This is a genomic window from Streptomyces sp. CB00455 (assembly GCF_001905445.1).
Lineage (GTDB): Bacteria > Actinomycetota > Actinomycetes > Streptomycetales > Streptomycetaceae > Streptomyces.
Window position 1 is genome coordinate 320,944 of sequence record NZ_LIVQ01000007.1, and the last position, 26,521, is coordinate 347,464.

Genomic DNA, 26,521 nt, shown 5'->3' on the forward strand with positions numbered 1-26,521 from the left:
CGTTTATTCGCTTCCCTGGGACAGGAAGGTTCCTTAATGAGGCGTCAGTCTCTTCGTGGGGCGTGGGTCCGGGCCGTCACGATGCTCTCGGCGGCGGGTACTTTCGGCCTGTTTGCAAGTGTTGCTTCATCGACGCCCGCTCCGGCCAGCCCGGCGGCGGAGTCTGTCCTTTACTCCGTCCGTGTGCCAGGCCCGAACGGTGCTGTGAGCGCCGATTTCAAGCCTTTCCCACCGCAGGCGGCCCATGACGACGATGACGACGATGACGCATCGGGCGGCCATGAAGAGGGCGGCGGCAACCCTCATCAGCACCCACGCCCGCCTCACCAGCAGGGCCCCCAAGGCCCGCAAGGACCCCAAGGCAGTCAGGGCAGTCAGGGGTCTCAAGGCACGGGCAGTCAGGGGTTCCAGGGCAGCCAGGGCAGTCAGGGCGGTACCGGCAGTCAGGGCAGTCAGGGTGGTGCGGGCAGCCAGGGGTTCCAGGGCAGCCAGGGTGGTACGGGCAGCCAGGGAAGCCAGGGCAGCCAGGGTGGTAGGGGCCCGCAGGGCAGTCAGGGTGACGCCGGTGCGCAGGGCAGTCAGGGTGGTCTCGGCGCGCAGGGCAGTCAGGGCGGTACGGGAGCGCAGGGCAGTCAGGGTGACGCGGGAGCGCAGGGCAGCCAGGGCAGTCAGGGCGGCACGGGAACACAGGGCAGTCAGGGTGACGCGGGAGCGCAGGGCAGTCAGGGTGACGCGGGAACGCAGGGCAGCCAAGGCAGTCAGGGTGGTCTCGGCGCGCAGGGGAGCCAGGGCGGTACGGGAGCGCAGGGCGGTCAGGGGGATGCGGGTGCACAGGGCAGTCAGGGCACTCAGGGGGGTATGGGCAGTCAGGGCAGTCAGGGCGGTCTAGGAACGCAGGGCAGTCAGGGCGGATCCGGTGCGCAGGGCAGCCAGGGCAATCAGGGCGGTGACGGCTCTCAGGGGAGTCAGGGCGGCGCCGGGCCGCAGGGCACTCAGGGCGGCGCCGGCAGCCAGGGTGATCAGGGCAGTCAGGGCGGGACCGGATCCCAGGGCAGCCAGGGCAGTCAGGGTTTTCAGGGTGGCACCGGTACGCCGGGGTCCCAGGGGGGTCCAGGTGTCCAGGGCGGTCCCGGTGTTCAGGGGGGTGCGGGTGTCCAGGGCAGTCAGGGTGGTATCGGCCCGCAGGGCTCCCAAGGCGCGCAGGGCAGTCCGGGTGGTTCCGGAGCCGGCCCGCAGGGCAGTCAGGGCAGCCCCGGTAGCCAGGGATTCCAGGGCAGTCAAGGCAGCCAGGGGGTCCAGGGCAACACTGGCGCACAAGGGGATCAGGGCACCCAGGGATTCCAGGGGAGCCAGGGAGTGCAGGGCGGCACGGGGGCCCAGGGAAGCCAAGGCGGTGAGGGCACGCAGGGCAGCCAGGGCGGTATCGGCGCGCAGGGCGACCAAGGCAGTCAGGGTGGTGTCGGCAGCCAGGGCAGTCAGGGTGATGCCGGTGTCCAGGGCAGTCAGGGTGATGCGGGGACGCAGGGAAGCCAGGGCAGTCAGGGCGACACCGGCAGCCAGGGCAGTCAGGGTGGCGCCGGTGTCCAGGGCAGTCAGGGTGACGCGGGGACGCAGGGAAGCCAGGGCGGCCAGGGCGGTACCGGGGCCCAGGGCAGTCAGGGCAGTCTCGGAGCCCAGGGCAGTCAGGGTGACATCGGAGCGCAGGGCAGTCAGGGCGGCGAAGGCACGCAGGGCAGCCAGGGCTTCCAGGGCGTCGTCGGCAGCCAGGGCAGTCAGGGCGGTTCAGGAGCGCAGGGAACTCAGGGCACCGAGGGCGGCACCGGCAGCCAGGGCAGTCAGGGCGCTGTCGGCAGTCAGGGTAACCAGGGCGGTACCGGCGTTCAGGGAAGCCAGGGCGGCGAGGGCGGTACCGGGGCCCAGGGCAGTCAGGGTGGTCTGGGCAACCAGGGAAGTCAGGGAACCCAGGGCGGCATGGGCACGCCGGGCACCCAGGGCAGTCAGGGCTTCCAGGGCGGTCCTGGTGTGCAGGGGGGTGCGGGTGTCCAGGGCAGTCAGGGTGGTATCGGCCCGCAGGGCTCCCAAGGTGCGCAGGGCAGCCCGGGTGGTTCCGGAGCGGGCCCGCAGGGCAGTCAGGGCAGTCCAGGCACTCAGGGGTTCCAGGGCAGCCAGGGCAACCAGGGCAACACCGGTGTGCAAGGTGACCAGGGCAGCCAGGGGTTCCAGGGCAGCCAGGGGTTCCAGGGCGGCAGCGGAACTCAGGGTGCCCAGGGCGGCACCGGAGCCCAGGGCGTGCAGGGCGGGATCGGCATGCAGGGCAGCCAAGGCAGCCAGGGTGGTGTGGGAGTCCAGGGTGGCCAGGGCGACATGGGGACGCAGGGCTTCCAGGGCAGCCAGGGCGGCATCGGGGCCCAGGGCGTGCAAGGCGGGACCGGCAGTCAGGGCAGCCAGGGCAGCCAGGGCGAGGCCGGGGCGCAGGGCACCCAAGGCGGCACCGGGCCGCAAGGCAGCCAGGGTGGTGTGGGAGTCCAGGGTGGCCAGGGCGACATGGGGACGCAGGGCTTCCAGGGCAGCCAGGGCGGCACCGGGGCCCAGGGCGTGCAAGGCGGGACCGGCAGTCAGGGCAGCCAAGGCAGCCAAGGCGACGAAGGCGTGCAGGGCACCCCGGGCGATACCGGAGCCCAGGGCAGCCAGGGCGGAACCGGAGCCCAGGGAAGTCAGGGCGGCTCGGGAACGCAGGGCAGTCAGGGCAGCCAGGGCGGTACCGGAGCCCAGGGCAGCCAAGGCGGTCTCGGCGCGCAGGGCAGCCAAGGCGACGAAGGCGCGCAGGGCAGTCAGGGATTCCAGGGCGGCACCGGTACGCAAGGGGCCCAGGGCAGCCAGGGGTTCCAGGGCGACACGGGTGTGCAGGGAACCCAGGGCGGTAGCGGAACCCAGGGGAGCCAGGGCGGTACCGGCTTCCAGGGCAGCCAGGGAGGCGAGGGCGATACCGGGGCCCAGGGCAGCCAGGGGGGTCTGGGCACCCAGGGAAGTCAGGGAACCCAGGGCGACACGGGCACGCCGGGCACCCAGGGCGGCCAGGGCTTCCAGGGCGGTCCTGGTGTCCAGGGGGGCCCTGGTGTGCAGGGCAGTCAGGGTGGTATCGGCCCGCAGGGCTCCCAAGGTGCGCAGGGCAGCCCGGGGGGCTCAGGAGCCGGTCCGCAGGGCAGTCAGGGCAGCCCCGGCACTCAGGGGTTCCAGGGCAGCCAGGGCAGCCAGGGCAACACCGGCGTGCAAGGGGCCCAAGGCACCCAGGGGTTCCAGGGCGGCCAGGGATTCCAAGGCGGGGCCGGAGTCCAGGGGAGCCAGGGTGACATCGGCAGCCAGGGCAGCCAGGGCGGTAATGGCCCGCAAGGCAACCAGGGCAGCCAAGGTGACACAGGCGCTCAAGGCAGTCAGGGGTTCCAGGGTGGCGCCGGCACGCAGGGAACCCAGGGCAGTCAGGGGTCCCAGGGCGAGACCGGCACGCAGGGAACGCAGGGAGCCCAGGGGCTGCAGGGCACCCAGGGATTCCAGGGCGACACCGGAACCCAAGGTGGCGCCGGGGCCCAGGGCGGCCAAGGAGCTACCGGCGCGCAGGGTGTCCAAGGCGGCATCGGCGCGCAGGGCATGCAGGGCAACCAAGGGGCCACCGGTTCACAAGGGAGCCAGGGCGCGCAGGGGTTGCAGGGCGAGCAAGGGTTCCAGGGAGGCTCCGGAACCCAAGGTGCGCAGGGCGGCACCGGGGCCCAGGGCGGCCTAGGGGCTACCGGCGCGCAGGGTGTCCAAGGCGGCATCGGCGCGCAGGGCAGCCAGGGCAACCAAGGGGCCACCGGTGCACAAGGGGCCCGCGGCGCCCAGGGGTTCCAGGGCACGCAGGGATTCCAGGGTGGCACCGGGGCCCAGGGCGGCCAGGGAGCTGCCGGCGCCCAGGGCGTTCAAGGTGGTACCGGCGCGCAGGGCAGCCAAGGCATCGCAGGCGTGCAGGGAAGCCAGGGTTTCCAGGGCAACGCCGGCGTGCAGGGCAGTCAGGGCGGCGCCGGCGTGCAGGGCAGCCAGGGTTTCCAGGGGGCCCAAGGCGCCCAGGGCACCCAGGGCACGAGGGCCGGAGCGCAGAGCACGGTCGTTACGGCCGCCAGCGACACAGGCAACGCCGTTGCCTTGTGCCCCGCAGGAACCTTCGCCGTCGGTGGCGGCTACTCGGACCCGGCAGGAGGAGGCAGCTCCAAAATCAACTTCGACGGCCCTGTCGGCGGTTCACCGGCCATCGGCTGGCAGGCCACCGCGAATACCGTGCGGACGATCACCGTATACGCGGTATGCACACCGTAAGCCCAAGCCGTGAGTTCCCCGCTGTCTCTGCCGGCGGCCCGCTCAGTCGCGTTACCCCATCGGCGAGGTAGAGGTAGACCCCTGTGAAAAAGCGGATCGTACTGTGGACCGGACTCGCCGCAGCAGTCGTGCTCGCCAATGCGGCGACCGGTTGGGTTCAGCTGTTCACAGGGGGCCCCGAGCCCACTCCTCCATCTGTCTCCGGACCCCAGGCGCCCGCGGACAAGCGTGCAGCGCGGGCGGAGGCACTGCTCCAAGTGGGCATCAAGCAGGGCGAGAACAAGGACTTCGCCGGAGCGACGCGTAGCTTCCGGCAGGTCCTGGACCTGAACCCCGCCACCAAACTCGCCTGGTACAACCTCGGCGTCATCGCCCAGCACGACAACAGGACAACCGACGCCCGCACGGCTTACGACCACGCCCTCAAGATCGACCCGAATTTCGCATCCGCCCTCTACAACAAGGCGCTCCTGATCGAATCGAGCCACCCCGATCAGACGATCGCAATCCTGCGGCGCATCGTGCGCGCCGACCCCAAGGCCGCCACGGCCTATCTGCACCTTGGACAGGCCCTGGCGAAGAAGGACCGTGACGGCGAGGCGGAGGACGCCTTCGCCCTCGCCGTCCGCGCCGACCCATCGCTCCTGCGGTTCGTCCCGGATGACTTCCGGGACGCCGCGAGCACAGCATCGACGGCCACTGAGACAGGTACCACGAGATGACATCTTCCCCGACCCCGAAGTTCTCTGTCTTCACCCCCAGCCACCGACCGCGTTTCCTGGACGAATGCCTCACGACCCTGCAAGCGCAGACCCGCTCCGACTGGGAGTGGATCGTCCTCCTCAACAACGGTGCACGCTGGCGGCCCGAACACCCCGACGACCGGGTCAGGCTGGAGGTCGCGGATGACCTCCGGGGCGTCGGAGCCGCCAAGCGTCGCGCCTGCGAACTGGCACGCGGTGAGATCCTCGTCGAACTCGACCACGACGACCTGCTGGCGAAGGACTGCCTGGCGGAACTGGCGACGGCGTTCGACGAGAATCCCGACACGGTCTTCGTCTACAGCCATACCGCCCAGATCACCGAGAACGGAAGCCGGGACGACACGCGGTTCAATGAGGCGCACGGCTGGCAGTACGAGGAAGTGGACGTCGACGGCCGCCGGCTCCTGCAAGCCATCTCCATGGCACCGACGCCGCACAACGTCTCCTACATCTGGTACGCCCCCAACCACGTCCGGGCATTCCGTAAGGACACCTACGAGCAGGTCGGCGGGTACGACGCCACGCGCACGGTGCTGGACGACCAGGACCTGATGTGCCGTCTCTTCCAGGCCGGTGACTTCCACCGCATCCCCCGATGCCTGTATCTGCAGCGGATGCACCCCGACAACACCCAGCGCGACACGGAAGTCAACGCCCACATCCAGCGCGAGACCGTCGCCCTGTACGACAAATACATCGAGGACGCGGCGCTCGCCTGGACCAGGCGGCGCGGGCTGCTCGCGCTGGACCTCGGCGCCGCGCACCGCAAGCCGTCCGGGTACCTGGGCGTGGACCAGTACCCGAAGGACGGCGTCGACATCGTCGCGACGCTGCCCGATCCGCTGGACCTTCCGGACGGCTCGGTCGGCCTGCTCCGAGCGGTGGACTTTCTGGAGCACGTGCCCGCGAAGATTCCCCTGATCAACGAGCTGTACCGGCTGCTGGCACCGGGAGGCATGCTCCTCAGCCAGACTCCCAGCTCCGACGGCCGGGGCGCGTACCAGGACCCGACACATGTCGCCTACTACAACGAGAACTCCTTCTGGTACTACACCGACAACCAGTACCGCGCCTTCGTACCGGAGATCCAGGCCCGGTTCCAGAGCTCGCGGCTGGTCACCTACTACCCGACGGACTGGCACTCCAGAAACCACATCTCCTACGTGCAGGCCAATTTGATCGCAATGAAGGACGGCGCGGAGCGCTGCGGCGGCCCGCTGCTGGTGTGAGCCCCTCGCGCGCCGGCCTCCTGTCCCGATGTGGGGCGTGCGGCCCTGTCGACGGAGTCCGGCGCCGACGGGGGAGGACTTTCCCTCCTTCCGGTTCGTGACTTCGGCTCCCCCTTGGTCACTTTGGCGCGATGCACGTGACAGCAGCCGCCAGGTTGCGTGGAAGCGTCAGCGAGCCTCGCACCTGTCCTGGGGAACGCCGATGAACTCCGCCAGCGCGGCGAAGACCGTACAGCGCCTCGACGTGAGGGGCTCGGCATGGAGCAGGCCCCCGGCCATGCCCGTACCGAGTCCTGGCAGATGGTGGGCGTCTGCCGCTCAGGGATTGCGAACCACGGCTCCCTTTGGTCAGCGGCGCGACCGGGGCTGAAGCCGACCGCGGACGCGGTGGTGTAGGTGAGTGATGACGACCTTGCCGAAGCGAGCGCCGCTCTTCGTGTTCGTCGTCTGTGTTCGCGGCGTACCAGCGCTGCCGCCTCGTGCCGATGCGTGCGTGAGAATCGCACCGGGTGACTCAGCGGTGGGCGGCGCGGTTCATCTCGACGACGTCGTCGACGGTGGGATCGGCACCGAGGACGGCGAAGCGTTCCGGGAGGCTGTCACGGATGGTCGCGTCCTTGACGCGGTCGGCCGCGGCCAGAGCCGCCGGCAGCTCGTCGAGGGTCAGCTCGGTGCAGTAGGCGGGACTGTTCGGCTGCTGGCGCCAGGAGTCGGCCAGCGTGCCGGCGTCGTAGGGGTCGAAGCCGGTGTCGTCCACCAGGCCCGGATGGCCTCGGGGCCGCGGGCATCCGCCACCTGGACGTCGTGGCCCGCCGTGCTGAGCCTGGCAGCGAGGTTCCCGCCGATGGCGCCGGTGCCTATGACAGTAATTTTCATGATGTGTTCCTTCAGAGGTTGTGCCGCCCCTGGGGGCAGCGCGCGATGTGATGGCTGGGTGGTGTAGTCCCGCCTGGCGCTGCGCTAAGGGGCGGGGCGGGGTGTCTGGCGGTCTACGCCTGGGTGTCCTGCTGGCGGTAGCCGCTCGCGATGAGCGTGCGGAGCCGGTCGAGCGACTCCTCCTCGGTGCCGGTGCCCTTGATCCAGGCAACGGAACAGGCCGCGAGGAACAGGTCGCGCCCCCGCACCGACGCCCGCACGTGCCCCGCGAGCTGCGCGGCTCGCACGTACTGATCGGTGGCGGAGATGAGGATGTGGCAGGGAATCGTGAGCGGGTTGTCCGGCTCCTGCGCCCTGGCCGCGGCCATGAGCGGGTCCGGCAGCCCGCTGAAGGCGCTGAAGTACTCCTCCATCGCCCGCAGCCACTGCTCCAGCGCCTCGGCCGGGTCGCCGAGCTGCTCGATGTCCGCCTGGCGGGCCGCCAGCTCCTCGGAACGCGTCTGCAGCACAGCCGCCAGCAGCGCCTCCCGGGTGGGGAAGTGCCGGTACAGGGTGGCGGGCCCGAGGCCCGCATCTTTGGCCACCGCCTCAAGGGAGGTGCCGACCCCGTGCTGCAGGAAGTGACGCTGCGCGGTCTCCAAGAGGGCTGCGCGGTTGCGCTGGACGTCCGCGCGGGGCTTGCGTCCCCGCAGTTCACCGGCGCTCATGCGCCCTCCTGCCTGGCGTGATCGTGCGGCCGCATCAAAACGGATGCTGCCTCCGTACACATTCGAAAATAAAACGGAGGGGGCATCCGGTCAAACGGGCGGCCCGACCACAGTGCCCGGACAGAGCAGGGGGTGACATGTCTGGCCGCAGAGCCGCTGGGCACAGGCCGTGTGGGCTGCACCATTCCAGGCAGCCCGTGTCCGGCCCCTCCCGCGCAGCTTGAGCCTCAGTTCCGCGCCCGCGCCGGGTCAGGGCATGGTTCGTCCTGGGGCTCGTCACAGTCGCCGCGTTGGGCTATGTAATCGCGTACCTGGCGGCACGAGGGCTGATCGCACGAGTGCCGGACCACGGGTTCCAAGTCTCAGACACCGCGCAGGTCATCACGTCTGTAAGCGCTCTGGCTACGGCGGTCGGGGCAGGGATCGCCGCGATCTTGAAGGCGTACGCTCTGCTGATTGAGGCGCGGGCCGACATGATCAGGGCCAGGGCGGGCCTACCGCCCGCCAATGGATCCAGCGTGAATCCGATGGAGGGGGAGATGCCGCCATCGGCGTAGTGACTGCCGCGCGCCCGCCGCGAAGCCACCAGTGCCGGCTCCCACAGCGCTGCCCCGCGCCAGCCCCTGAGCTGACCTGAGCTGAGAAGCCGTTGCCGTACCGAACAAGATCCTTGAGTTGCTGCTGGTGAGCGTGGAATCCGCCTGAGGGGCCGGGGCAGCCTTGTTGCTCATGGTGCGGGTGCCCGGGTACTCCCCGCCGCTGCCCACCGGTACGCTCCCGCCCGTGAACGATCTTCGGGTGGGAGTGTCCGTCGTTGCGGGCGGAATGGTCTTGGGCGCACTCACCGTCATGGGTGGATGGTGGGCCCTCAACGGCGGGATCTACGGCTGCACCGAAGCGGACGCGGCACTGCAGGACCAGGTAGCTGACCAGGTCCGGATGCTCGGCACCCCGCAAGGAGCGCAGGCCGACGACGGGCCTTACTCCGGCTGCGACGACGACGACCGCTTCGCGTATTTCGGCCGGGGGTACACCGAGCCCGCCCGCCGAGCGGACGTCGTCGCCTACTACCGGGCGGCCGCCGCCCGCAACGGCTGGCTGCCCACCCCGCCCGAGCCGGACGAGCCCGCCTGGCGCTATGACCCGGCCGGCGAACGGATCGGCCTCTGCTTCACCAAGCAGATCGACGGCGCCACCTCCCATCTCGCCGTGTCCTGGGCATTCGAGGGGGAGCAGGGCTACCTGGTGGAGGCCCGGGCGAGCCAGAGCGGCGGCTCCTGGTGTCCGTGAGCCCAGCCCCGGGTGACGGCGGTGGTTCCCCGCACGGGAGCGCGTCTACGCGTTCTTCCGGCGCTGGCGGGAGAAGGGGGCTGGTCGCCGAGTTCCATGACCGCCTGCGGGCGCGGGTCCGCGAGGAGGCGGGCCGTGATCGGGAGCCGACCGCGGGGATCATCGATGCGCAGTCGGTGAAGGGCGCCGCATCGGTGCCGGCCGCGTCGCGGGGGATTCGACGGCGGGAAGAAGGTCAACGGCCGTAAGCGGCACATCGTGGTGGACACCCTCGGGCTGCTGCTGACGGTGATGGGCGGCATCGGTCACCGACCGGGACGCGGGGCAGACGCTGCCGGCCCGACTGCGCGAACGGCACCGCAGGTCGCAGGGCACGCCTGGCTTCCCTACGTGCCCAGAAAACGGCGGAACTCCCGCTCGGTGACGGCCCCGTCGCCCACACGGAACGCGTCCGCTGAAGGCGAGACGCCGAGCAGGCTTACGGTTCTTCGGCGCCCGTCTGCACCCGGCCGAGGTCTCCCCGCCCCGGTCACGCGTCGGCTGCGCCTTTCATGGCGGGGTCGGCGGGATTGGGGCTTCCGAGGCCGGCGCACAGGAGCCGCACGCCGCGGGCAAACTTGTCGTCCTCGCTGAAGGCGGAGGCGGCGGCCACGGTGAGGGGGAAGCGTGCGTGCAGGGACGCTGCTTCCTCGGCGCTGACGTCCACGGTGGGGGATTCGCTCTGTTCCTGCAGGACGAAGCCGGTGGTGTGGCTCAGGAGTGCGTCGGCGCCGATCGCTGCGTGCTCGGCGGAGATGCCTGCATCGCGCAAGGTTTCCAGGAGTCGTTCCATCAGGGACAGGGCGCCGGTGCTGAGAACCCGGGGGCTGTCGGCCAGCATCACCGCGCCGCCAGGGTGGAGGCGGATGCTCTCGCGGAGGGTGACGAGCTGCGCCTCAACTCTGTCCTGCCAGCCCGCTGCCGCATCCAGTGCGGACAGGGCCGCGGTGCCGGCCTCGTAGGCCCGGCGCGCGACGCGGTCCGCCATCAGCTGGATCAGGGTGCTCTTGTTCGGCACGTGGTAATAGAGGCTCCCGGCCTGCGCGTCCAGGCGCTGCGCGACCTTGCGCATGGACAGGCCGTGATATCCGGACACGGCGAACTCGGCCATGCCCGCGTCGATGATCCGCTCTCGCGTCAGCTTCATGGGAGGCACTCTACGCGCATTTTCTAACAGTGTTTGAATTCTGGGGCAGTCCGGGCTACTGACGTTCCCGAAGTACACGACCGGGGATCGAAGGGGGGTGGTGGCGGTGGATGCGCTGGTGTTCAACGTGACCACGGCAGCACTGATGGTTTTGATGTTCAAAGGCGGACTGGCCTTGCTCGGCGAGGGCACACTGCGCAGCCGGCGCATCCCCTGGGCCGCTGTGACCCTGACCGGCCTCGCCCTGGCGGGTGCGGCGCTCCAGATGTGCTGGTCCGGGGCGATGGACGCCCTGGACGCCGACCCGGCCAGGCCGGGCTGGTGGCGGGTCCTGACCTCGGTGTTCATGCAGAACGGCGGCCTGTTCGGCGGGACCTGGAACATCATTACGCTCGCCGTCATCGCGGCCCTGGCCGACTGGTTCTGGGGCACCCCGCTCACCCTGGGCCTGTTCCTCGCCGGGATCGTGCTGCCCGAACACATCGACACACTCGTCGGCGCGGGCGGCCACCACAGCACCGACCCCCGCAACTTCGCGGGCAGTTCAGGAGCCACCTACTTCCTCGGCGCCACCCTCGCCGCCGCCCTCCTCCTGCGCGTCCTGCGCACGGGCCTGACCAGAGGGCGGCGCACGGAAGCCCTGCTCGCGGCCGGTGTGCCCGTACTCGGCCTGGCCATGTGGTTCACCCAGGCCAACGGACACGGCCTCGTGTCCGTGTACGGATTCGTCCTGGGCGCCCTGGCCTGCCTCCTGGTCCGCCCGGCAGCGCTCCGCGTCCGCCCGGCCGGCCAGGACACCCCCCACCCGGCCTGACCCCGGCACCGCTGCACCCCGGACAGTGGTGCAACTGCGGCGGGTTCTATGACCGCTGCTAGCCTGCCGTCCATGATCAAGGGTGGCCTGGGAGGCCGAATAGGCCGCATGGCGGGGGACAGCAGGCCGGAGCGCGTGCTGATCGCCGCCAGTTTCACCAACCGGGTCGGCAACGGTCTGTTCAACGCGGCGTCGGCGCTCTATTTCACCTCGGTCGTGGGCCTGCCCGCGGTGCAGGTCGGCGCCGCGCTCACCATCGCCGGAGTGATCGGCTTGTGCGCGGGGGTACCCGGAGGGCATCTCGCCGACCGGCGCGGGGCGCGCACGATCATGATGCTGGCCCTCGCCGTCCAGGCGATCTCGATGGCGGCCCTCGTCCTCGTCGAGAGCTGGGCCGCGCTCACTGTCATCGCAACGGTCGACCAGATCGCCGCGGCGGTGGGTGGGGCGGCCTGGGGCGTTCTGGTGGTCCGGGTCGGGGGTGATCGCCCGGCCCTGTTCCGGGCGAAGCTGCGCACCTTCGTCAACCTGGGCGTCATTCTCGGAACGGTGGGTGCCGGGCTGGCGCTGGCCGCGGACACCCGCGGCGCCTATGTCACGCTGATCCTCGGCAATGCGGCGAGCTTCGCCCTGTGCGCGGTGCTTCTGCTCCTGTTGCCCCGCTACCCGGTGCTGCCAGCGCCGCCGCAGCAGCGTCGCTGGGTCGCCTTCACAGACCGTCCGTTCCTGACGTTCACCGCCCTCTACGGGGCCATGGGACTGCAATACCCGGTGGTCTCCCTGCTCCTGCCGATCTGGATCTCCGAACACACCGAAGCGCCGCGCTGGACGGTGGCGGCATTGTTCGCCGTCAATGCCGCCTTCTGCGTGCTGATGCAGACCAGGATCGGCTCCCGTATCGAAACCCCGCACGACGGTGGCAGGGCGTTTCGCACGGCGGGGCTGCTCTTCCTCGTCAGCTGCCCGATGATGGCGCTGGCGGCGTACACCCCGGTCTGGGCGGCAGCGGGACTGGTCCTGGCCGCGATCTTCGTCCATAGCCTGGGAGAGGTCTGGGAGTCCTCGGCGGGCTTCGCCCTGGGCTTCGGTCTCGCCCCCGACCATGCCCAGGGCCAGTACCAAGGTCTCTTCGGCCTCGGCTTCAGCGCGGGCCAGGCCCTTGCCCCCGCGATCCTCACCACGGTGGTGCTCGGCCTCGGCACGACGGGCTGGCTGCTGCTGGCGCTGTTCTTCGCGACGCTGGGCGCTGCCGGCCCCCCTCTTGCCCGCTGGGGCATGCGGACCCGGCCGCAGCAGGGCGTTGCCGTGGAAGTGACGGGATGATCAGGGAGTAGGTGTCAGGAGTCTTCCCCCTTGCATGGCATGGGTGGTCAGGCCTCCTGGCCATGGCCGTCCGCGCCGGGGCCATCGCCGCGCAGCGGACTGAAGGCGACGTCGAGGTGCGGGGCGTATCCCTCGGGCTGGATGCCGAGTTCGCGGGCGGAGTACTCGCCGAAGCGGCGGACGTGCTCGGTGAGGTACGGCGCCTCATGGACCACGTCCCCGTCGGCCCCAACGCCCTCGCCCAGCGCGAGCGCGTCCTCGCCGCCCTGCTCCACCACGCGAAGCCTTGGGCGAGCTCCAGCTGATTGACGCGGTGCTCGGGGAGATGAGCGGCATAGAGCACGCCGAGCGTTGGTCAAGGGAAGCGCTGGCCACCGACGTCGGGTGGCGTCAGGTTCGGACGCTCGCGCGCGACCTACTGGTCAGCCTGCAGGGTGTTCGCTTCTCCGCGCTCGAGAATCTCGCAGCCCACCTCGTCGACGACGAGGAGCCCCGGCCGCAGGCAGGTGCAGAGCTTGTTGGCCAGGCGGCCGACTGCCTCGGCGGCTTTGAGTTGCGGACCATGTCGTCGAGGCTGGTGAAGTAGACCGAGTAGCCGGCCCGGCCAGCCTCGCCGACAAGAAGCTGCCCCTGGCCCCCAACTCATCGGGGTGGATCTGGGCCCGCCGGGCGCGCCGGCCTCGCTCTCGCGGCGGCCGCCGTGCTGCTGCTCCTGGTCGTGCGGCGCAACCTTGGAGGCCGCACCCCGGCGCCTGGATCGTTCCCGCACTGGGCGCGGCTGGACGCGGACGCCATCCGGGTCTCCATGAACACCGACTTCCGCGCCGCCACTGTCGGGTCGTCCAGGCGCGCCAGCTGCGTGCGTACCTCCTTCAGTACCCCCATCGCCTCATCATCGAAACGCGCGTTTCCACCCCACGTGACTCCCTGACTTCGTTCAGTTGCTGGACCGCTCGAATCTCCCTATAAGCAGCTCAGTCGACACGGCGTTTCCGGCCCTGCCCTGGACGATCGACAGGGCTGCTGACTCCGACTGGGGGTGTCGTCTCATCGCGGCACGAGAGGCCGTCCCGCACAAAGGGCCAGCCAGGCGGGCCAGGACGCATGCGGTCTGGTAGGCCAAGCGGCCGTGCCGGGAACAGATGGTCCGGTCGGCGCGGTTGCATCGACCGAGGGCCCGGCTCCGCACGGGCGGGGAACACGGAGGCCACATGGTCGTCCGCCCCACCAGGATCCGGCCTAAAAGGATGCGGTACGCCCGCCGCGCGCTCGGACCAATCGGACCAAGACGTATTTATGCAGGAGGACTGTTTCATGACCGACCGGCCTTTGACGCTCATGGCAGTGCACGCCCACCCCGACGACGAGGCAACCGGAACCGGAGGGGTCCTCGCGCGGTACGCGGCGGAAGGCATCCGCACGGTTCTGGTGACGTGTACCGACGGCCGTTGTGGTGACGGACCGGGGGGTGTCAAGCCGGGCGATCCCGAGCACGATCCGGCGGCCGTCGCCTTGATGCGCCAGCAAGAACTCCAGGCGAGCTGTGATGTCCTGGAGGTCAGCGATCTGGAGACGCTGGACTATGCCGACTCCGGGATGATGGGCTGGCCGAGCAACGACGTCCCCGGATCCTTCTGGCAGACCCCCGTAGAGGAAGGAGCCGCCCGACTTGCGGAACTGATGCGGCACTACCGGCCCGATGTGGTCGTCACCTACGACGAGAACGGCTTCTACGGACATCCCGACCATATCCAGGCGCACCGCATTACGATGGCGGCGCTGGAGATGACCGCCCTGACCCCGAAGGTGTACTGGACGACGATGCCCCGCTCAGGGATGCAGCGGTTCGGGGAGATCATGCGCGAGTTTCATGAGGACATGCCGGAGCCGGATCCCGCCGAGGCCGCCGCGATGGCCGAGATCGGTCTCCCCGACGATGAGATCACCACGTGGGTGGACACCACCGCGTTCAGCGGTCAGAAGTTCGATGCGCTGGCCGCGCACGCCAGCCAGGGCGAGAACATCTTCTTCCTCAAGATGGGCACGGAGAGGTTCGGCGAGTTGATGGGCATGGAGACCTTCGTACGTGTGAAGGACTCCACCGGCGCGGCCGTACCCGAGAACGATCTCTTCGCCGGACTGCGCTGATCCGCCCGTCCGACTGGGGTCCGGGAAAGCTCATCGGCCGCACGGCGCGATCGAGCGGGCTTGGGAGGCAGGCCAGGCGGTTACGGCGGTCAGCAGCAGCCGTGTCGGGAGCGATAGCCGCCGACCGCTCCCGCAGAGTGGCAAGCCGCGTGCCTCACTGGTGACAACCAGCTTGCTTCGCCCGGGCTGATCCACCAGCTCAAGTGGCCCTGCCGGTGACAACTACCGCGCTTCGGCTCATCCGTTTGAGCCGAAGCGCGGTGTACTGCGGCGCCAACGCCAGGAAACCATGCTCCGTCACAATTGCTGATTGCTGACGATGCCACCGATTCGGCCACACGTCGTGGATGCCCTTGAGGCCGCGCCGCAGACCGAGGCCGAGTACGAAGCGAACCGCCGCGCCGCCGAACGACCGCCAGGAGCAGGAGGCCGCCGACGAGCTGAGGGCGGAACTCACCCGGCGCGAAGCCTCCTTCGCGCTCCCCGCCGCGCGCTGGCAGTCCCCACTGCGCAGACCGCATCACCGGCAGCGGCTACCTGGCTCGCGCCCGTGCCGCCCGTGCCGGGCCAGGACCCAGAACTCGTCCCGCAATTCCACGCCAACCGGCCCGCCTGCCGCATGGTGGCCAGCTACCCGCTGCCCGGGGAGGGCGAATGACCGCCAACCCCTCCTCGGCCGCCACGGCGACGACTACCGTAGCGGTGAGAACCGCCTGGAGGAGCCCGTGAACGCCCCGCCCGAGCACACGCCCACTCCGTCCTACACGCCCGCACCCGGCACCCCAGCCGAACTCCTCGCCCAGCTGCGCGCCGACCAGCGCGCCCCCTAGTGGGCGCCGGCCTTCGAGGGGGAGTGGACGGCCGCGCTGGAAAAATCCCGCCGGACGTTCTCCCTCGCCGGGCTGTACGAGCTCGTCCAGGACTGGCAGGGCCGCCTCGCCCACGCGTGACCCTCTGACTGCCCTCGCGCTCCCTCCTGCCGACGGCTGGCGACACCTTTCAGAGAGTCGAACGTGATCAAGTTCTACCGCCTCTGGGTATCCACCGCGTCCTCGAATTTCGGAGACGGGCTGCTCCGTATCCTGCTGCCGCTCCTGGCCCTGGCCTGGGGTGCCTCCGGCTTCGAGGTGTCTCTCGTTGTCGCGTCGAGCTACCTGCCATGGTTGTTCGGAAGCCTGCTCATCGGTGTCTTCGTCGACCGGATGAACCGGTCCACCATCATCCGCGCGGCGAACGCGATACGCGTGCTCGCGACCTTCACCCTCCTGGCCGTGACGGTTGCAGACTTGACGAGTGTCGCACTGCTGGTCGTGCTGGCCCTGGTGTACGGGGTCGCCGAGGTGGCGGCCGAAGGCGCCCAGGCGCACGGCAGCGGCGGCCGAAGCACACGACCTCGAAGGCCGGGCATCTTGGGATGAGACAGGATTACGTCACTTTCCGCCCCATCCGCTACCTCCCATGCCCCGCTGACATCGACGGTCTCCACGACCTCACCCGTACCATCATCCACCGCCTAGAGACTCCGCCGATAATCGGGCATCACAGGTGAAAACGACCAATTAGCTTCGCGAACCCCTTGGAGCCGATGTGCTCCAGCAGCCAGCGGACAGGCCACCGGCGATCGAAGAACGCATGCGTCACCGCCGAGACAGCCAGCCCCGCCGCCAGGCCGGTGAAGGACATTGAAGCGGGAGGACAGCCCAGACCAGGCCCAGCATCACGGCCATCACCAGGTGGTACTGGGCAACGTTCCCTTGGGTTCCAATAGGGGTCGCGCACTGTCGCGTCACTCCACGCGGTGAACCTGTGCCCGACAGTTCCCCAACCGGTGTCGCGGACGTCGCAGGTGTTGCTGAGATGCACCCGTGATGGAAAACAGGCAGCTACGGATGCGACCCTTCTTGGTACGGATGCCTTCGGCGGCCGGTACTGGACGGTGCTGAACGAGGACGAACCGTGCCGGTCGCATGGAGAGAACGCCTCGCGGCTCGGCGAACGCGACGACTATGTGGCAGCAGCTCGAACCACTGTCACCGCCACCAGCACCCGAGCAGTGGTTTTCCCCGACCGATGCGCAACCGACGGCAACCTTTCCGCCCGCAGTGGCAACTAGCCGAGGCAATGATTTCAAGTTCGGTCACCAAGGCGGGCAAGACGATGGAAACGATCCAGTACAAGGCGCGGCACCGCAGGCGCGGGCTCCGCATGGCGGTGGGGATCCCCACGGCGGTGGTCCTGGCGGCTGGTATGGCGTACGGCGGAGCGGCAGGGTTGTTCGGCAAGGACGCCCAGCCGCAGGCGTCGGCGGCGAAGGCGGCGAAGCCGGCGACATGGGCGAGCGAGGTCGCCGATGGGTTCGCCTCCGTGACCGCGATGGGTCAGAAGGGCACGTACGGCGGACGGGACGGCGAGACCGTCACCGTGAAGACCCTCGCCGACCTGGAGAAGTACGCCACCGCGACGAAGCCGTACGTCATCGTCGTGGCGGCGGAGATCACCATGAATCCCAAGGGCAAGGAGATCAAGGTCGCCTCGGACAAGACGATCGTCGGCTCGGGGACCTCGGGCCACATCGTCGGCGGCGGGTTCTTCCTCGGCCAGGGCGTGCACAATGTCATCATCCGCAATCTGACGATCCGTGACTCCTATCAGGGCCGCTGGAGCGACAAGGTTGACGACTTCGACGCGATCCAGATGGATGGCGCCCACCATGTGTGGATCGACCACAACGATCTGAGCCACATGGCGGATGGCCTGATCGACAGCCGTAAGGACACGACGTACCTGACGGTGTCCTGGAACCGGCTGCGGACCCACAACAAGGCGTTCGGCATCGGCTGGACGCCCAACACCACCGCCGACATCACGATTCACCACAACTGGTTCCACGAGACCGAGCAGCGCAATCCGTCCGCCGACAACGTCGCGCACGCGCACCTCTACAACAACTACCTCCAGGACGATCCGGGCACGGCCATCACCTCGTCCTACGGCAACTACGCCCGGGGTAAAACCAAGATGGTGCTGGAGAACAGCTACTTCGAAGGGTTCAGGAACCCGGTCATCAAGGACGACACCGCCGCCCTCGTCCAGCGCGGCAACGTCTTCGTCGGCACCACCGGCCGCAACGAGCACGGAGGCGAGGCATTCGATCCGAAGAAGTACTACAAGTACACCCTCGACGCGGCTGCCGACGTGCCCGCACGCGTGAAGTCCGGTTCCGGGCCCCAGACCATGTTCGGTAAGCCGGCCGGCGCCTCCGCAGGGGCAGGCGCCGCAGCCACCCTCACCGTGGCCCAGGACGGCTCCGCCCGGTACACCACCGTGCAGGCAGCGGTGAACGCCGTCCCGGCCAACAACACCTCACGAATCGTCATCATGGTCGCCCCCGGCACCTATCGCGAGCATGTCAAGATTCCGGCGAACAAGCCGTTCGTCACCATCCAGGGTTCGGGCCCCAGCCGCCACGACACCGTCATCATCTCCAACGCATCCACCGGCACCCCCAAGCCCGACGGTTCGGGCGACTACGGCACCGACTGCGCCGCAGTCATAGCACTGGCCGACGAGTTCCAGGCCCGCAACCTCACCATCACCAACGACTTCGACGAGGACGCGAATCAGGGCAAGGGGGGACAGCAGGCGCTGGCCCTGCGCACTGCCGCCGACAAGGTCGTTCTCGACAGTCTCATCCTCAACGGCGACCAGGACACGTTGCTGATGGACTTCGCCGGCGAGGACAAGCTCAGCCGGGTCTACGTGACCAACTCCTACATCGTGGGCAGCGTCGACTTCATTTACGGCCGCGCGACCGCTGTGGTGGACAAGTCCGTGATCACCTTGAAGAAGCGCTGGAACGGCGCCTCGGGCGGTTACATCCTCGCGCCTGGCACCCCGCCGGACCGCAAGGGCTTCCTGGTCATCAACTCGACCGTGAACGGTGACGTGTCCGACGGGAGTTTCTACCTCGGCCGCAACTGGCACGGGGGTGGTGACGCGGGCCTCCGCCCGCAGGCCACCGTGCGCAACACCTACCTCCCCAGCGCCATCAAGACCACTACCCCGTGGAGCGACATGGGCGGCTTCTCCTGGAAGAAGGACCGGTTCGCCGAGTACAAGAACACCGGGCCCGGCGCCGGCAGCGCAAGCGGCGACCGCCCACAGCTGACCGACGCCCAGGCCGCCGGCCAGGAGATCGCCGACTGGCTGGGCAACTGGACACCCAGCGCCTCCTGAGACCCAAGATCCGGCGCTCCCCCCGGGCCCCTTCGGGTGACGCCCCGCGTGTAGTGGTGTTTACCGTCGGCACACACGTCCGGCGCGCGCTCACGGCACAGGGGATGAGCCTGCGCGGGCTCGCGCGGGAGATCGGGTGTCCACGAATCTGATCACGCAGATCGAGACCAGCAAGAGCCAGCCGTCGATCAGCAGCTTGCACCCGATCACCACCGCGGTCTCCCTCCCCATCAGGTCGCTCTTCGGCGGGGAGGGAGACCGCGCCACTTCCTGCCCCTGCCTGCATCGGTGCCAGCCACCGGGCACCGCCTCGAAGCGGCGGAGAAACGCCTGCCAGCAACGGTCGACGTCGTCCGGAACGGCGTCGGTGCCCGACCACCACAGCCGGACGGGCTTGTTCACCCCGCCACTGGGAAGCTTCTCGACCGTCAGCCGGATCACGGTGCCCGCGATGATCGGCAATGGGCCCTTGTGGTCGAGCCACGCGACCCGGCGGGTCAGCGGGGGATGGAGGCGGTCCCACGCCTGTGCGGTCACCGTCCCGTATCTGTCGGTGCTGGTGACGGTCACCGCGGTGACCTCGCCCCAGGTCTCAGGCCGGCCAAAGACGAACTCACCGCCGTGCTTGGGCGTGCGTCCGCCCTGAGACGGGCAGATCCATGGCACCGGGACCGGCTTGCGCATCACCTGGTCCGAGCGCAGTCGGCCCAGCACCTCGACCGGCAGATCACTCAGGAGTGGGCGATGCGGGGTGCGTCGTAGCCGGCGTCGAGGACCACCAAGATGTTCGGCGCCCCTGCCTGCCACTGGCAGGCTTCCACGAGGCGTTCGACGACGTCGCGGATCTGGTCGGCGGTGACCGCAGCCAAGTCGGCGCCCGGCTCCCAGCCGGATCACGTCCAGCCGGGCCGTCCACGAAGTCCGGCCCGGCTCCAGCGCGGCGACGATCGAGTACGGCCAGCCGGGGACCATCTGATGTTTGCCCAGGCCCCGACCGAAGGTGTGACAGAAGGAGCGCCGCCACGGGCAGGTAGTACTGCGCATCACCTGTCCGACGGGGCGGCTCGCAGACCGCCGAGCGGGGTGGCGAGGTAGCGGTGTGCCGTGTCGATTCGGTCGGCAGGAGTGCCGTTGTAGACGTTCACGGCGTGGGCGATGCCACACATCAGCGGGACGAGATCGGCGACCGACAGATCGGGGCGGACCACTGCGGCCTCGCGGGCCCGGTTGAGGAGGTCGGTTCCGATCGATGCCAGTGACTGCCTGAGCTCCGTGGTGCGGGGGAGGGAGTCGGTAGGTGCGGCGGTGACCAGGGCCAGGGAGGCGTCAGTGATCTGGGCGTCGAGGGTCCGCGTCAGGAAGCCCTTGAGGGTGGCGCCAGGGGTCCGTGTCAGCCAGCGCCTGTTCGCCGTGGGCGGCCAGGCCTTCCAGGCAGGGGGTAGCCACGGTCTCCAGCAGCGCCTCGGGGGTGGCGAAGTGCCGTTAGACGGTGCCCACTCCGAGTCCGGCCCGGCGGGCGACATCGTTGAGCTGCAGCGTGACGCCCTGGTCGACCGGGGCGCGGGCGATGGCGACGATCCGGTCCCAGTTGCGGGCAGCGTCTTTGCGTAGCCGCGTGGTCGTCATATCTGGCCAGTCCCTGTCGCGTGTCCCACCATGCATGTACGGCGTTCGATCATACGCAGCCGTTCCCGGCTGGGAGGTCGGCGCTGTGGCGGGCGGGCCGCGTGACCCACCCGCCCGCGACGTCAGCCCTGGCCCGGCTGCCGGCCGAGGAAGCCAGTGATGATCTCCAGCCACTCCTAGGGCTGCTCCAGGAAGGGCAGGTGCCCGGTGGCGAGTTCGGCGGTCCGCGCGCCAGGGATGGCCTCGGACAGCTGGTGCTGGAGGGCAGGGGGTATCAGGTTGTCGGCGATGGTGACGACGACGGGGGCGGGACGCCGATCAGCGCGAGGTCTGCGCGCACGTCGGCGCGGCGAACCAGATCGACCTGGTCCCCGGTGCCCGGCGGCAGTGCAGGGGCGGCCTGCTCGGCGGCCGCGCCCACCTGCTCTGGGGTGAGGGAGTTCAGCACCAGCGCGCTCACGGTCAGCTGGGTCAGATACGGGGCGAGCAGTACGTGCTATCCGGACTCGTAGAGCTGGTGCCAGACCGCGGCGGCCAGCTCGGTACGGGTGTCCAGACGGGCGAACGCGGTGGTCAGGATGAGGGAGGTGACGCGTTCCGGGTGGCGGCCCGCGGCACGGATCGCGACCAGGCCGCCCACGACTAGCCGCAGACGGCGAATGTGTCGAGCCCCTCGACGTCCGCCGCGGCGACGAGCTGGTCCGCCAGCACGTCGAGTTCCAGGGGCGTGGACGTGGCGGGAATCCTTCGTGAGCCCGAGTAGTCGACCCCGACGACGGTGCGCTGCGCGGCGAGCCCCTCCATGATCGGCCCGTAGTTGGCCTCGATCCCGCCGCCCGCGCCGTGGGCGGGGAGGAGGCCGGGGCCGGATCCGCGGATGAGGCGGGTGTGGGTGTTCGGGAATGGGGCGCTCATGGAGGTGTCCTCATCTGGCGAAAGCGTGCAGGAGTAGCGATGTGCGGCGTTCAGTTCTTCGATGACCGCCGCGGCTGGCCGTGCGCGTCTGCGCGGCGGCGTGCGGGGCGTGGAACGACAAGGCTGCGCGAGAGCCCGGCGCTGTTCACCGGTGGCGCTGGGCCCGCATCGCGGAGTTGAGGCGGGCTGGCCGAGGTCCCCCGGAGCGGGCGCACTGCCTACCTGACCGCGAGGGGAGCGTGAACGTTGCTGAGCCGGCGTACGGCCTCGGCGACGCGACGGTCGGTGGCCGGGCGGAACGGGGCGACCGGACGCGCTCGGGGACCGATGACGACGCCCGTCCGCCCGGTCAGCACGTCGTCGGTGGCGGCGACGATCGACGGCCTGGCTGCCGCGGACGCCGGGCCGGACGGTGACCGTTCGAACTTGCGGCGCACCAGCGGCCACAGCAGACGAAATCGCTGATCCATATGAAGCCCACAGAACCCAGTGGGCGCCCCTCGTCGATGACTGCGGCGAGAGGTGCCAAGCCGGGCTCCAAATCTAGGAGGAACCGTGAAATTTGCCAAATTCGCTGCCATTGTTCTGATTCTCGGGCTGGGGGCCTTCTATGGTTGGTGTATTGCTGATTAGCCTCCGCCCCCGGTGTCCCGTCCGTGAATGCTCCGAACGATTCCGGGCGAATGAGCGGGGAAATCGTCGAGTGCTACCCCATGCGGCTCGCCTCGGCCGCTGCCGAACCTGCGGCACCTGCCGGTGTGGGCCACCACCTCCGGCTGCACGACGAAGCCGGAGCTCGTCGAGGCCGGAGCTTGCTGCCGATGACGTACCCGCCCCGGCCCGAACCATTTGCCGAAGCGCTCGGGGAAGCGGCACAGACCGCCGCGATGGCCTACCGCCTGACAGCCGGCCCCGACGGAAGCCGCCGTCCCCGCCCACCGGCAGCAGGCCGCACCGGCCAGGGGCGTGGGGCGTACGCGGTGACGGCGCAGGTTCCCGGATTCGGTCCTTGAGCGCCAAGGCCGGGTTGCTCACTCTCGTTCCCGGCTGGGCCGTCCAGGGCTGGGGCGGGGGAGGGTTACCCCCCACGGCGGCGGGGGAGTGATCTCCATCGGTTGGTCAACATCATGAAGCAAGGACGGAAGCCGCGTGAGCAATCGACAGACCGGCACGGTGAAGTGGTTCAACGACGAGAAGGGCTTCGGGTTCATCACCCCGCAGGGCGGTGGCGACGACCTGTTCGTCCACTTCAAGGCGATCGAGGCCGACGGCTTCAAGAGCCTCAAGGAAGGCCAGACCGTCAGCTTCGTGGCTGAGCAGGGCCAGAAGGGCATGCAGGCCGCACAGGTCCGCCCCGAGTAGACCGCGCCGTGGGGGCCGGGAACCGCTGGGGCGGTCGCGACTCGAGACGACAAACGCGACTACATCTTCAACGGCACCCTGGCCACAGCGGCCACGTGATCTGGCTCCACCACCTCATCAAAGAGCCACCGGACACCACCTAACCCAGCTGGGAGAACCGATGTACGACACACGGCTTACCTCTGCTCGCGCGGAGAGGACTACATCGGCACGCAGACCCGCGCTGACGCCTGCGGTTCACCTCCGCTCTCGCGGAGAGGACGGACTACGCCGACGCCGACGCCGAGGTTGCAGGGTGGACGGCTCACCTCTGCTCGAGCGAAGGTGTCCCGGAGCACAAGATGACGCCGCCTCCCGACGGTACGTGGTCTCAGCGCGAGCGGAGATGTCCCGACGATCTGCTCTGGGAGCGCACCGTCCGCCAGCAGCGGGTGATGCCGCTGGACGATGTCGACCTCATCGCGGACGGTGGCGCTGTCGATGAGGACCTGGGACCGAAAGAGGAGGCCGACCTCGTACTGGCCAAGCTCTCGCCCGACGAGCTGAGGGGCCGCCCGCTGCTACGCGGAGACGGGGCTCACCTGGAAGCAGGCCGCGATGAAGGCCGGGCAGGAAGAGGCGATGGGGGAGAGGGTACGCCGCAAGCTCAAGCGTGAGGGTGTGGAGTACCTGCGCAGACGGTAGTAGCCCGACCCCCGGCCGCCCGCAGGTCGCCCGCGCCGCCCGCCGCCGTCGGGGATCTTGTCGGCGACGAGGATCAGCCCGGTGCCGGTGCCGGTGCCGGTGCCGGTGATGGTGGTGACCAGCCGGCCGCCCGGACGCAGTGCCTCCGCCACGCGGCTGGCACGGGCCGTACCGACGCGGTGGACACGACGCGGTCGAAGTGCCCGGGCAGCGGCGCCCGGGTGAGGTCGTGGACTGCGATGTGCGGGTGCAGACCGATGGTGTCCAGGCGCTCGTTGACGGCCTGCACCAGGTACGGGTCCACGTCCACGCTGGTCACCAGCCGTGAGCCGAGCCGGTGGCAGGCCAGCGCGGTGCCGTCGCCGGTGCCGGTCGTCACCAGCGTGGTGCAGCCGTCGGCGAGCACCGCGTGCCGGTACATGGTGACAACCAGCATCGGCAGGGTCCAGGACGACGTCGGGATGCCGGAGGGGGCGGTCGTGCCGGGGGCGGCGTGGTCGGCGTGTGCGGGGCCGACGCGTGTCACCACGGTGTCATCGGCGTAGGCGGTGGCCAGCCACGCGCCGGTGTCGGCCGCCCCGTCGCGGGCTACACGTCCGCCGGCCGCTCGCTCCCACCAGCGTGGGACGAAGAGGTGGCGAGGCGTTGAGGCGATCGGCTTCCACCACTTGGACTCCGGCCGGACGACGGTGTCGGCCAGCCGCGCGCGGGAGTCTGCCAGTCCACGTCCACGTCCTCTGCTTTCTCTGCTTTCTCCGCGTCCGGGGTTCAGCCGTCCGACGGGTTGCATTCCGCCTTCCCCGGGCGCTCCCGGCCGCTATCGGCTGCGGGTACGGGGCCCGCAGTGGGAGGGGCTGACCTGGGCGAGGGGAGTGCTGCCAGCCGGGCGTCCTCGGCGTAGTACTGTCCGGGCGGCCCGGCAAGCGGGCGGACGCCGACGAGGGGACTCTCGAAGTTCTCGAGCTGCGCGTCCTCCTGCGGAGTGCGTCCAGCGCAGGACACGCAGCCAACTGCGGTTCTCCCTGTCCCACCGACTCGGCAACGTCCGCCAGCTGATGAGGTCGCTGGCCGGCAGTGCCTGGTGCCCGCGGGTGCGGGCGGGGAGACGGCCCGGGATTCTGCCAGTGGTGATCCGCGAAGACGAGGGCCTGCAGCATCTGAAGCAGCCGGGGCCGCTGGTCGGTCAGCGACCGCGGGTGCTACGCCGAGATCGCAGCCGACCGATCGGCCAGGTTCAGGGGATGGCTGGCGACGGAGCCGTCCTGGCTGACGCCCGGCGGCGGGGCACCGGGTCGCCGGCTCTGGAACAGGAGCAGGGTGCCGTCCGAACCGCGGATGGCCGCGTCGATGCTGAGCTGGCGGAAGCTCTGGTCAGGACCGCCCCCTCCCGCGGGCCGGGAGGAGACCTCGACGTAAAGCCCGTTGTGCGCTGCCCTCGGTCGCCGTGCGGTGCCGGGCAGGGCGGTCGAGGGGACGGCGGGACCCCGGCGGCCATCCGTGGGCGGGCTGGGGTCGTGGTCAGTCGGGCGGCGGCGCTGCTGTCATGCTCGTCCTTCCCGACGGGTCCGTATGCTGGGCCCGGAGGCGGTCGGCGGGGTGTTCTCGGGCTCATCTCCTTGCCGGGGTGGTCGAACTCGCCGACGATGCTGCAAAGCCCCGGTAACCCGGACTCCACCGGGACCGTGGGGCATCGAAGAAACAGGGGGAGACAATGACCAACCACCACACTCCGAGGAAGCGTCTCGGAGGCGCCGCATCTGCACTTGTACCGTTCCTGGTAGTCGTCGGGCTGGTGTTGGGCTCCGCAGCGGCTGCCACGGCGGCCGTGCCGTCCGTCCGACAGGCTCCTGCGGCGGCGGCGGCGCCGGCGGCCCCTCAGAGCGCCCTTCCGGCCGGGGCCGGCGTGGTGACCGGCCTCCAGGCACCGACGTCGGCCCAGGTACGGGTCACCGCCGGTATCAAGAAGAAAAAGAAGAGCAAGAAGAAGGGCGGGTTCTTCAAGACCCTCCTCATCGTCGTGGTTCTCGTCATCGTGCTGATCGTGGTCCTGTACCTGGTCCGCCGAGCGCTGCGTCGCAGGTCCGCCTAGGAACTTGCCCGGCGCCGCGTCCCGCGCGGCGCCGGCCACGCTGCTGGGCCGTACCTGCCGGGCCCGATGAAGCCCTTAGCCGCTGTACGAGGCACGGACTCACCTGAGCCGCCGGCGCGCGGCCGACGGCCGGGGAGCTGGACGGCGGCGGGTACGACGACGCTCACGCCCTCTACACCGCCGGTCGGCCCGGCAAGTCCGCGCCGGCTGCGCCCGGGCGGCCGCCGCTTCCGGGGCCGGGTGGCCGGTCCCGGGTTCCTTCCCGTGGCCGGCCGGCGAACCCGTACGGCGAACCCGTCGGGTTCAGCGGCCGCCTTCCTCGGTGGGGAGGGTGCGTGCGGTGTACGCGGCGGCCTCGGCGCGCAGCTTCCGCGCCGGTCCGGCGCCGAGCAGCAGCGCCGTGCGGGGACCGGTAGCCTCTCCCGCGGCCTGCCGACCGTGCTTTCCGCCGCAACCCGTCCCTCCAAGGTCCGATCACGGTCTGGTGGAACGCGCGGCGTGGATGGCGAGCTCGCTCTCTGTACGGGGGACGAGCTCAAGGGCTGCGGCGGTGCGTGGGGCCTGCTCGCGGGTTGCGCTCCACAAGCGGAGGCGGGTGAGAAGGCCGCTGCGGTCGCGAAGGACTTGCGGCGTGAGTGTGCCGTCGGTGGAACGATGGCGCCGTGCCTGGCGCGAGGGCGGCCGTGCACGCACGCCGGCCTGAAGCCGGATCCCCTCACGAAACGCCCGACTCAGCGGTCAAGCCCCCACCCGACGACAACCCGAAATCCTCAGTAACCGTTGACGGGACCGAGTACCGCTGGCGGCTCCTCAGAAAGCCTTCCTCCATGCAGGGACTCTGCTGGACACCGATGACTACGGGGTCGAAGCGGCCAGCGGCAGTCAACCGGGCGCAACTTGATCGTCCCCACCGCCCAGGCCCATC

At 69.8% G+C, this 26,521-nt stretch carries 30 protein-coding genes and 4 pseudogenes; 12 read left to right on the forward strand and 22 right to left on the reverse strand.

What is annotated here, in order from left to right; genetic code table 11:
* Positions 1-126: 126 nt before the first annotated feature.
* The 5 genes from AMK16_RS37590 to AMK16_RS37605 form a co-directional block, all read right to left on the reverse strand.
* Positions 127-753, reverse strand: coding sequence for a hypothetical protein (locus AMK16_RS37590; protein WP_079191738.1), 627 nt, complete (start codon positions 751-753; stop codon positions 127-129).
* 132 nt (positions 754-885) lie between these two features.
* Positions 886-1,443 (reverse strand): hypothetical protein, encoded by a 558-nt coding sequence (locus AMK16_RS35920; RefSeq protein WP_079191739.1) that lies wholly within the window; start codon positions 1,441-1,443, stop codon positions 886-888.
* 339 nt (positions 1,444-1,782) lie between these two features.
* Positions 1,783-3,159 (reverse strand): hypothetical protein, encoded by a 1,377-nt coding sequence (locus AMK16_RS37595; RefSeq protein ID WP_079191740.1) that lies wholly within the window; start codon positions 3,157-3,159, stop codon positions 1,783-1,785.
* 24 nt (positions 3,160-3,183) lie between these two features.
* A complete protein-coding gene (locus AMK16_RS37600) occupies positions 3,184-3,660 on the reverse strand; it encodes a hypothetical protein (protein ID WP_079191741.1) in 477 nt (158 codons plus the stop codon).
* A gap of 114 nt (positions 3,661-3,774) precedes the next feature.
* Positions 3,775-4,092: a hypothetical protein gene (locus AMK16_RS37605; RefSeq protein ID WP_079191742.1), complete on the reverse strand. Its 318-nt coding sequence runs from the start codon at positions 4,090-4,092 to the stop codon at positions 3,775-3,777.
* 512 nt (positions 4,093-4,604) lie between these two features.
* Between AMK16_RS37605 and AMK16_RS26835 the strand changes: the two genes are divergently transcribed.
* Positions 4,605-5,069 carry a tetratricopeptide repeat protein gene (locus AMK16_RS26835; RefSeq protein WP_073919913.1) on the forward strand — a complete coding sequence of 155 codons (465 nt, stop codon included), beginning with the start codon at positions 4,605-4,607 and terminating at the stop codon, positions 5,067-5,069.
* Positions 5,066-6,340 (forward strand): glycosyltransferase, encoded by a 1,275-nt coding sequence (locus AMK16_RS26840; RefSeq protein ID WP_073919914.1) that lies wholly within the window; start codon positions 5,066-5,068, stop codon positions 6,338-6,340. The genes AMK16_RS26835 and AMK16_RS26840 overlap by 4 nt, the downstream gene beginning before the upstream one ends.
* 514 nt (positions 6,341-6,854) lie before the next feature.
* Here AMK16_RS26840 and AMK16_RS26845 read toward each other — a convergent pair.
* The 3 genes from AMK16_RS26845 to AMK16_RS26850 all read right to left on the reverse strand — a co-directional run bounded on the left by AMK16_RS26845 (position 6,855) and on the right by AMK16_RS26850 (position 7,923).
* Positions 6,855-7,097 carry a hypothetical protein gene (locus AMK16_RS26845; RefSeq protein ID WP_242438919.1) on the reverse strand — a complete coding sequence of 81 codons (243 nt, stop codon included), beginning with the start codon at positions 7,095-7,097 and terminating at the stop codon, positions 6,855-6,857.
* Entirely contained in the window at positions 7,004-7,216 is a 213-nt protein-coding gene (locus tag AMK16_RS37610; RefSeq protein ID WP_242438920.1) for a ketopantoate reductase family protein, read from the reverse strand. The genes AMK16_RS26845 and AMK16_RS37610 overlap by 94 nt, the downstream gene beginning before the upstream one ends.
* 113 nt (positions 7,217-7,329) lie before the next feature.
* Positions 7,330-7,923 carry a TetR/AcrR family transcriptional regulator gene (locus tag AMK16_RS26850; RefSeq protein WP_073919915.1) on the reverse strand — a complete coding sequence of 198 codons (594 nt, stop codon included), beginning with the start codon at positions 7,921-7,923 and terminating at the stop codon, positions 7,330-7,332.
* Between the two features lie 783 nt (positions 7,924-8,706).
* Here AMK16_RS26850 and AMK16_RS26860 point away from each other — a divergent pair.
* Together AMK16_RS26860 and AMK16_RS38575 are read left to right on the forward strand one after the other, a co-directional pair.
* Entirely contained in the window at positions 8,707-9,213 is a 507-nt protein-coding gene (locus tag AMK16_RS26860; RefSeq protein ID WP_143196880.1) for a hypothetical protein, read from the forward strand.
* 19 nt (positions 9,214-9,232) lie between these two features.
* Positions 9,233-9,507: pseudogene (locus AMK16_RS38575) on the forward strand (transposase); the annotation flags it as partial.
* A 235-nt stretch (positions 9,508-9,742) separates the two neighbouring features.
* Here AMK16_RS38575 and AMK16_RS26870 read toward each other — a convergent pair.
* Positions 9,743-10,399, reverse strand: coding sequence for a TetR/AcrR family transcriptional regulator (locus AMK16_RS26870; RefSeq protein ID WP_073919918.1), 657 nt, complete (start codon positions 10,397-10,399; stop codon positions 9,743-9,745).
* A 127-nt stretch (positions 10,400-10,526) separates the two neighbouring features.
* Between AMK16_RS26870 and AMK16_RS26875 the strand changes: the two genes are divergently transcribed.
* Together AMK16_RS26875 and AMK16_RS26880 are read left to right on the forward strand one after the other, a co-directional pair.
* Complete coding sequence (locus tag AMK16_RS26875; protein ID WP_206780524.1) at positions 10,527-11,213, forward strand: hypothetical protein; 687 nt, start codon at positions 10,527-10,529, stop codon at positions 11,211-11,213.
* 72 nt (positions 11,214-11,285) lie between these two features.
* Positions 11,286-12,536 carry an MFS transporter gene (locus tag AMK16_RS26880; RefSeq protein ID WP_073919919.1) on the forward strand — a complete coding sequence of 417 codons (1,251 nt, stop codon included), beginning with the start codon at positions 11,286-11,288 and terminating at the stop codon, positions 12,534-12,536.
* Positions 12,537-12,583: 47 nt separating this feature from the next.
* Here the strand turns inward: AMK16_RS26880 and AMK16_RS26885 are convergent, their stop codons facing one another.
* Together AMK16_RS26885 and AMK16_RS38360 are read right to left on the reverse strand one after the other, a co-directional pair.
* Positions 12,584-12,814: a hypothetical protein gene (locus tag AMK16_RS26885; RefSeq protein WP_073919920.1), complete on the reverse strand. Its 231-nt coding sequence runs from the start codon at positions 12,812-12,814 to the stop codon at positions 12,584-12,586.
* A 158-nt stretch (positions 12,815-12,972) separates the two neighbouring features.
* A pseudogene (locus AMK16_RS38360) lies at positions 12,973-13,145 on the reverse strand (ATP-binding protein); the annotation flags it as partial.
* 705 nt (positions 13,146-13,850) lie between these two features.
* On the opposite strand from AMK16_RS38360, the gene AMK16_RS26895 reads away from it, so the two are divergent.
* Positions 13,851-14,684, forward strand: a complete 834-nt coding sequence (locus AMK16_RS26895; RefSeq protein ID WP_073920042.1) for a PIG-L family deacetylase — start codon at positions 13,851-13,853, stop codon at positions 14,682-14,684.
* 199 nt (positions 14,685-14,883) lie between these two features.
* Here the strand turns inward: AMK16_RS26895 and AMK16_RS35940 are convergent, their stop codons facing one another.
* Positions 14,884-15,141, reverse strand: coding sequence for a hypothetical protein (locus tag AMK16_RS35940; protein ID WP_143196881.1), 258 nt, complete (start codon positions 15,139-15,141; stop codon positions 14,884-14,886).
* Between the two features lie 388 nt (positions 15,142-15,529).
* Between AMK16_RS35940 and AMK16_RS37620 the strand changes: the two are divergent.
* Positions 15,530-15,634, forward strand: a pseudogene (locus tag AMK16_RS37620) (DUF6247 family protein); the annotation flags it as partial.
* A 63-nt stretch (positions 15,635-15,697) separates the two neighbouring features.
* Positions 15,698-16,102, forward strand: a complete 405-nt coding sequence (locus AMK16_RS26905) for an MFS transporter (RefSeq protein WP_073919921.1) — start codon at positions 15,698-15,700, stop codon at positions 16,100-16,102.
* Between the two features lie 121 nt (positions 16,103-16,223).
* On the opposite strand, the gene AMK16_RS36335 is transcribed toward AMK16_RS26905, so the two are convergent.
* Entirely contained in the window at positions 16,224-16,367 is a 144-nt protein-coding gene (locus AMK16_RS36335) for a hypothetical protein (RefSeq protein WP_158071247.1), read from the reverse strand.
* Positions 16,368-16,841: 474 nt separating this feature from the next.
* Here AMK16_RS36335 and AMK16_RS26910 point away from each other — a divergent pair, with 474 nt between their 5' ends.
* Positions 16,842-18,920, forward strand: a complete 2,079-nt coding sequence (locus AMK16_RS26910; RefSeq protein ID WP_073919922.1) for a pectinesterase family protein — start codon at positions 16,842-16,844, stop codon at positions 18,918-18,920.
* Positions 18,921-19,229: 309 nt separating this feature from the next.
* On the opposite strand, the pseudogene AMK16_RS26915 reads toward AMK16_RS26910, so the two are convergent.
* The 7 genes and pseudogenes from AMK16_RS26915 to AMK16_RS26930 form a co-directional block, all read right to left on the reverse strand.
* A pseudogene (locus AMK16_RS26915) lies at positions 19,230-19,940 on the reverse strand (transposase); the annotation flags it as partial.
* A gap of 23 nt (positions 19,941-19,963) precedes the next feature.
* Positions 19,964-20,443: an SbtR family transcriptional regulator gene (locus tag AMK16_RS38365; RefSeq protein ID WP_338014479.1), complete on the reverse strand. Its 480-nt coding sequence runs from the start codon at positions 20,441-20,443 to the stop codon at positions 19,964-19,966.
* Positions 20,403-20,546, reverse strand: a complete 144-nt coding sequence (locus tag AMK16_RS37630; RefSeq protein WP_242438922.1) for a hypothetical protein — start codon at positions 20,544-20,546, stop codon at positions 20,403-20,405. The genes AMK16_RS38365 and AMK16_RS37630 overlap by 41 nt, the downstream gene beginning before the upstream one ends.
* Positions 20,547-20,820: 274 nt before the next feature.
* The gene (locus AMK16_RS38370; protein ID WP_338014480.1) at positions 20,821-21,006 is read right to left on the reverse strand and encodes a hypothetical protein; all 186 of its coding nucleotides are present in this window, start codon (positions 21,004-21,006) and stop codon (positions 20,821-20,823) included.
* A 36-nt stretch (positions 21,007-21,042) separates the two neighbouring features.
* Positions 21,043-21,186 carry a hypothetical protein gene (locus AMK16_RS38375; protein WP_338014481.1) on the reverse strand — a complete coding sequence of 48 codons (144 nt, stop codon included), beginning with the start codon at positions 21,184-21,186 and terminating at the stop codon, positions 21,043-21,045.
* A gap of 2 nt (positions 21,187-21,188) precedes the next feature.
* The gene (locus AMK16_RS38380) at positions 21,189-21,461 is read right to left on the reverse strand and encodes a hypothetical protein (RefSeq protein ID WP_079191745.1); all 273 of its coding nucleotides are present in this window, start codon (positions 21,459-21,461) and stop codon (positions 21,189-21,191) included.
* Positions 21,462-21,679: 218 nt separating this feature from the next.
* Positions 21,680-21,931 carry a hypothetical protein gene (locus tag AMK16_RS26930; protein ID WP_443333609.1) on the reverse strand — a complete coding sequence of 84 codons (252 nt, stop codon included), beginning with the start codon at positions 21,929-21,931 and terminating at the stop codon, positions 21,680-21,682.
* Between the two features lie 679 nt (positions 21,932-22,610).
* Between AMK16_RS26930 and AMK16_RS26935 the strand changes: the two genes are divergently transcribed.
* Positions 22,611-22,823 (forward strand): cold-shock protein, encoded by a 213-nt coding sequence (locus AMK16_RS26935; protein WP_073919923.1) that lies wholly within the window; start codon positions 22,611-22,613, stop codon positions 22,821-22,823.
* Positions 22,824-23,383: 560 nt separating this feature from the next.
* Here AMK16_RS26935 and AMK16_RS38385 read toward each other — a convergent pair.
* Entirely contained in the window at positions 23,384-23,659 is a 276-nt protein-coding gene (locus AMK16_RS38385) for a hypothetical protein (RefSeq protein ID WP_073919924.1), read from the reverse strand.
* Complete coding sequence (locus tag AMK16_RS26945) at positions 23,581-24,036, reverse strand: methyltransferase domain-containing protein (protein ID WP_199885591.1); 456 nt, start codon at positions 24,034-24,036, stop codon at positions 23,581-23,583. The genes AMK16_RS38385 and AMK16_RS26945 overlap by 79 nt, the downstream gene beginning before the upstream one ends.
* A gap of 1,296 nt (positions 24,037-25,332) precedes the next feature.
* Between AMK16_RS26945 and AMK16_RS26950 the strand changes: the two genes are divergently transcribed.
* Positions 25,333-25,596: a hypothetical protein gene (locus AMK16_RS26950; protein ID WP_143196882.1), complete on the forward strand. Its 264-nt coding sequence runs from the start codon at positions 25,333-25,335 to the stop codon at positions 25,594-25,596.
* The last annotated feature ends 925 nt before the right edge of the window (positions 25,597-26,521 follow it).

What these genes read in the sequence shown, in the direction of transcription:
- AMK16_RS26840 (WP_073919914.1), top strand. Translation starts at nt 5,066, where the DNA reads ATGACATCTTCCCCGACCCCGAAGTTCTCTGTCTTCACCCCCAGCCAC.
- AMK16_RS26870 (WP_073919918.1), bottom strand. Translation starts at nt 10,399, where the DNA reads ATGAAGCTGACGCGAGAGCGGATCATCGACGCGGGCATGGCCGAGTTC.
- AMK16_RS38365 (WP_338014479.1), bottom strand. Translation starts at nt 20,443, where the DNA reads ATGTCGCCCGCCGGGCCGGACTCGGAGTGGGCACCGTCTAACGGCACT.
- AMK16_RS26880 (WP_073919919.1), top strand. Translation starts at nt 11,286, where the DNA reads ATGATCAAGGGTGGCCTGGGAGGCCGAATAGGCCGCATGGCGGGGGAC.
- AMK16_RS37630 (WP_242438922.1), bottom strand. Translation starts at nt 20,546, where the DNA reads ATGACGACCACGCGGCTACGCAAAGACGCTGCCCGCAACTGGGACCGG.
- AMK16_RS38380 (WP_079191745.1), bottom strand. Translation starts at nt 21,461, where the DNA reads ATGAGCGCCCCATTCCCGAACACCCACACCCGCCTCATCCGCGGATCC.
- AMK16_RS36335 (WP_158071247.1), bottom strand. Translation starts at nt 16,367, where the DNA reads ATGTCCTTCACCGGCCTGGCGGCGGGGCTGGCTGTCTCGGCGGTGACG.
- AMK16_RS26910 (WP_073919922.1), top strand. Translation starts at nt 16,842, where the DNA reads ATGGAAACGATCCAGTACAAGGCGCGGCACCGCAGGCGCGGGCTCCGC.
- AMK16_RS26930 (WP_443333609.1), bottom strand. Translation starts at nt 21,931, where the DNA reads ATGGATCAGCGATTTCGTCTGCTGTGGCCGCTGGTGCGCCGCAAGTTC.
- AMK16_RS26850 (WP_073919915.1), bottom strand. Translation starts at nt 7,923, where the DNA reads ATGAGCGCCGGTGAACTGCGGGGACGCAAGCCCCGCGCGGACGTCCAG.
- AMK16_RS26895 (WP_073920042.1), top strand. Translation starts at nt 13,851, where the DNA reads ATGACCGACCGGCCTTTGACGCTCATGGCAGTGCACGCCCACCCCGAC.
- AMK16_RS37610 (WP_242438920.1), bottom strand. Translation starts at nt 7,216, where the DNA reads ATGAAAATTACTGTCATAGGCACCGGCGCCATCGGCGGGAACCTCGCT.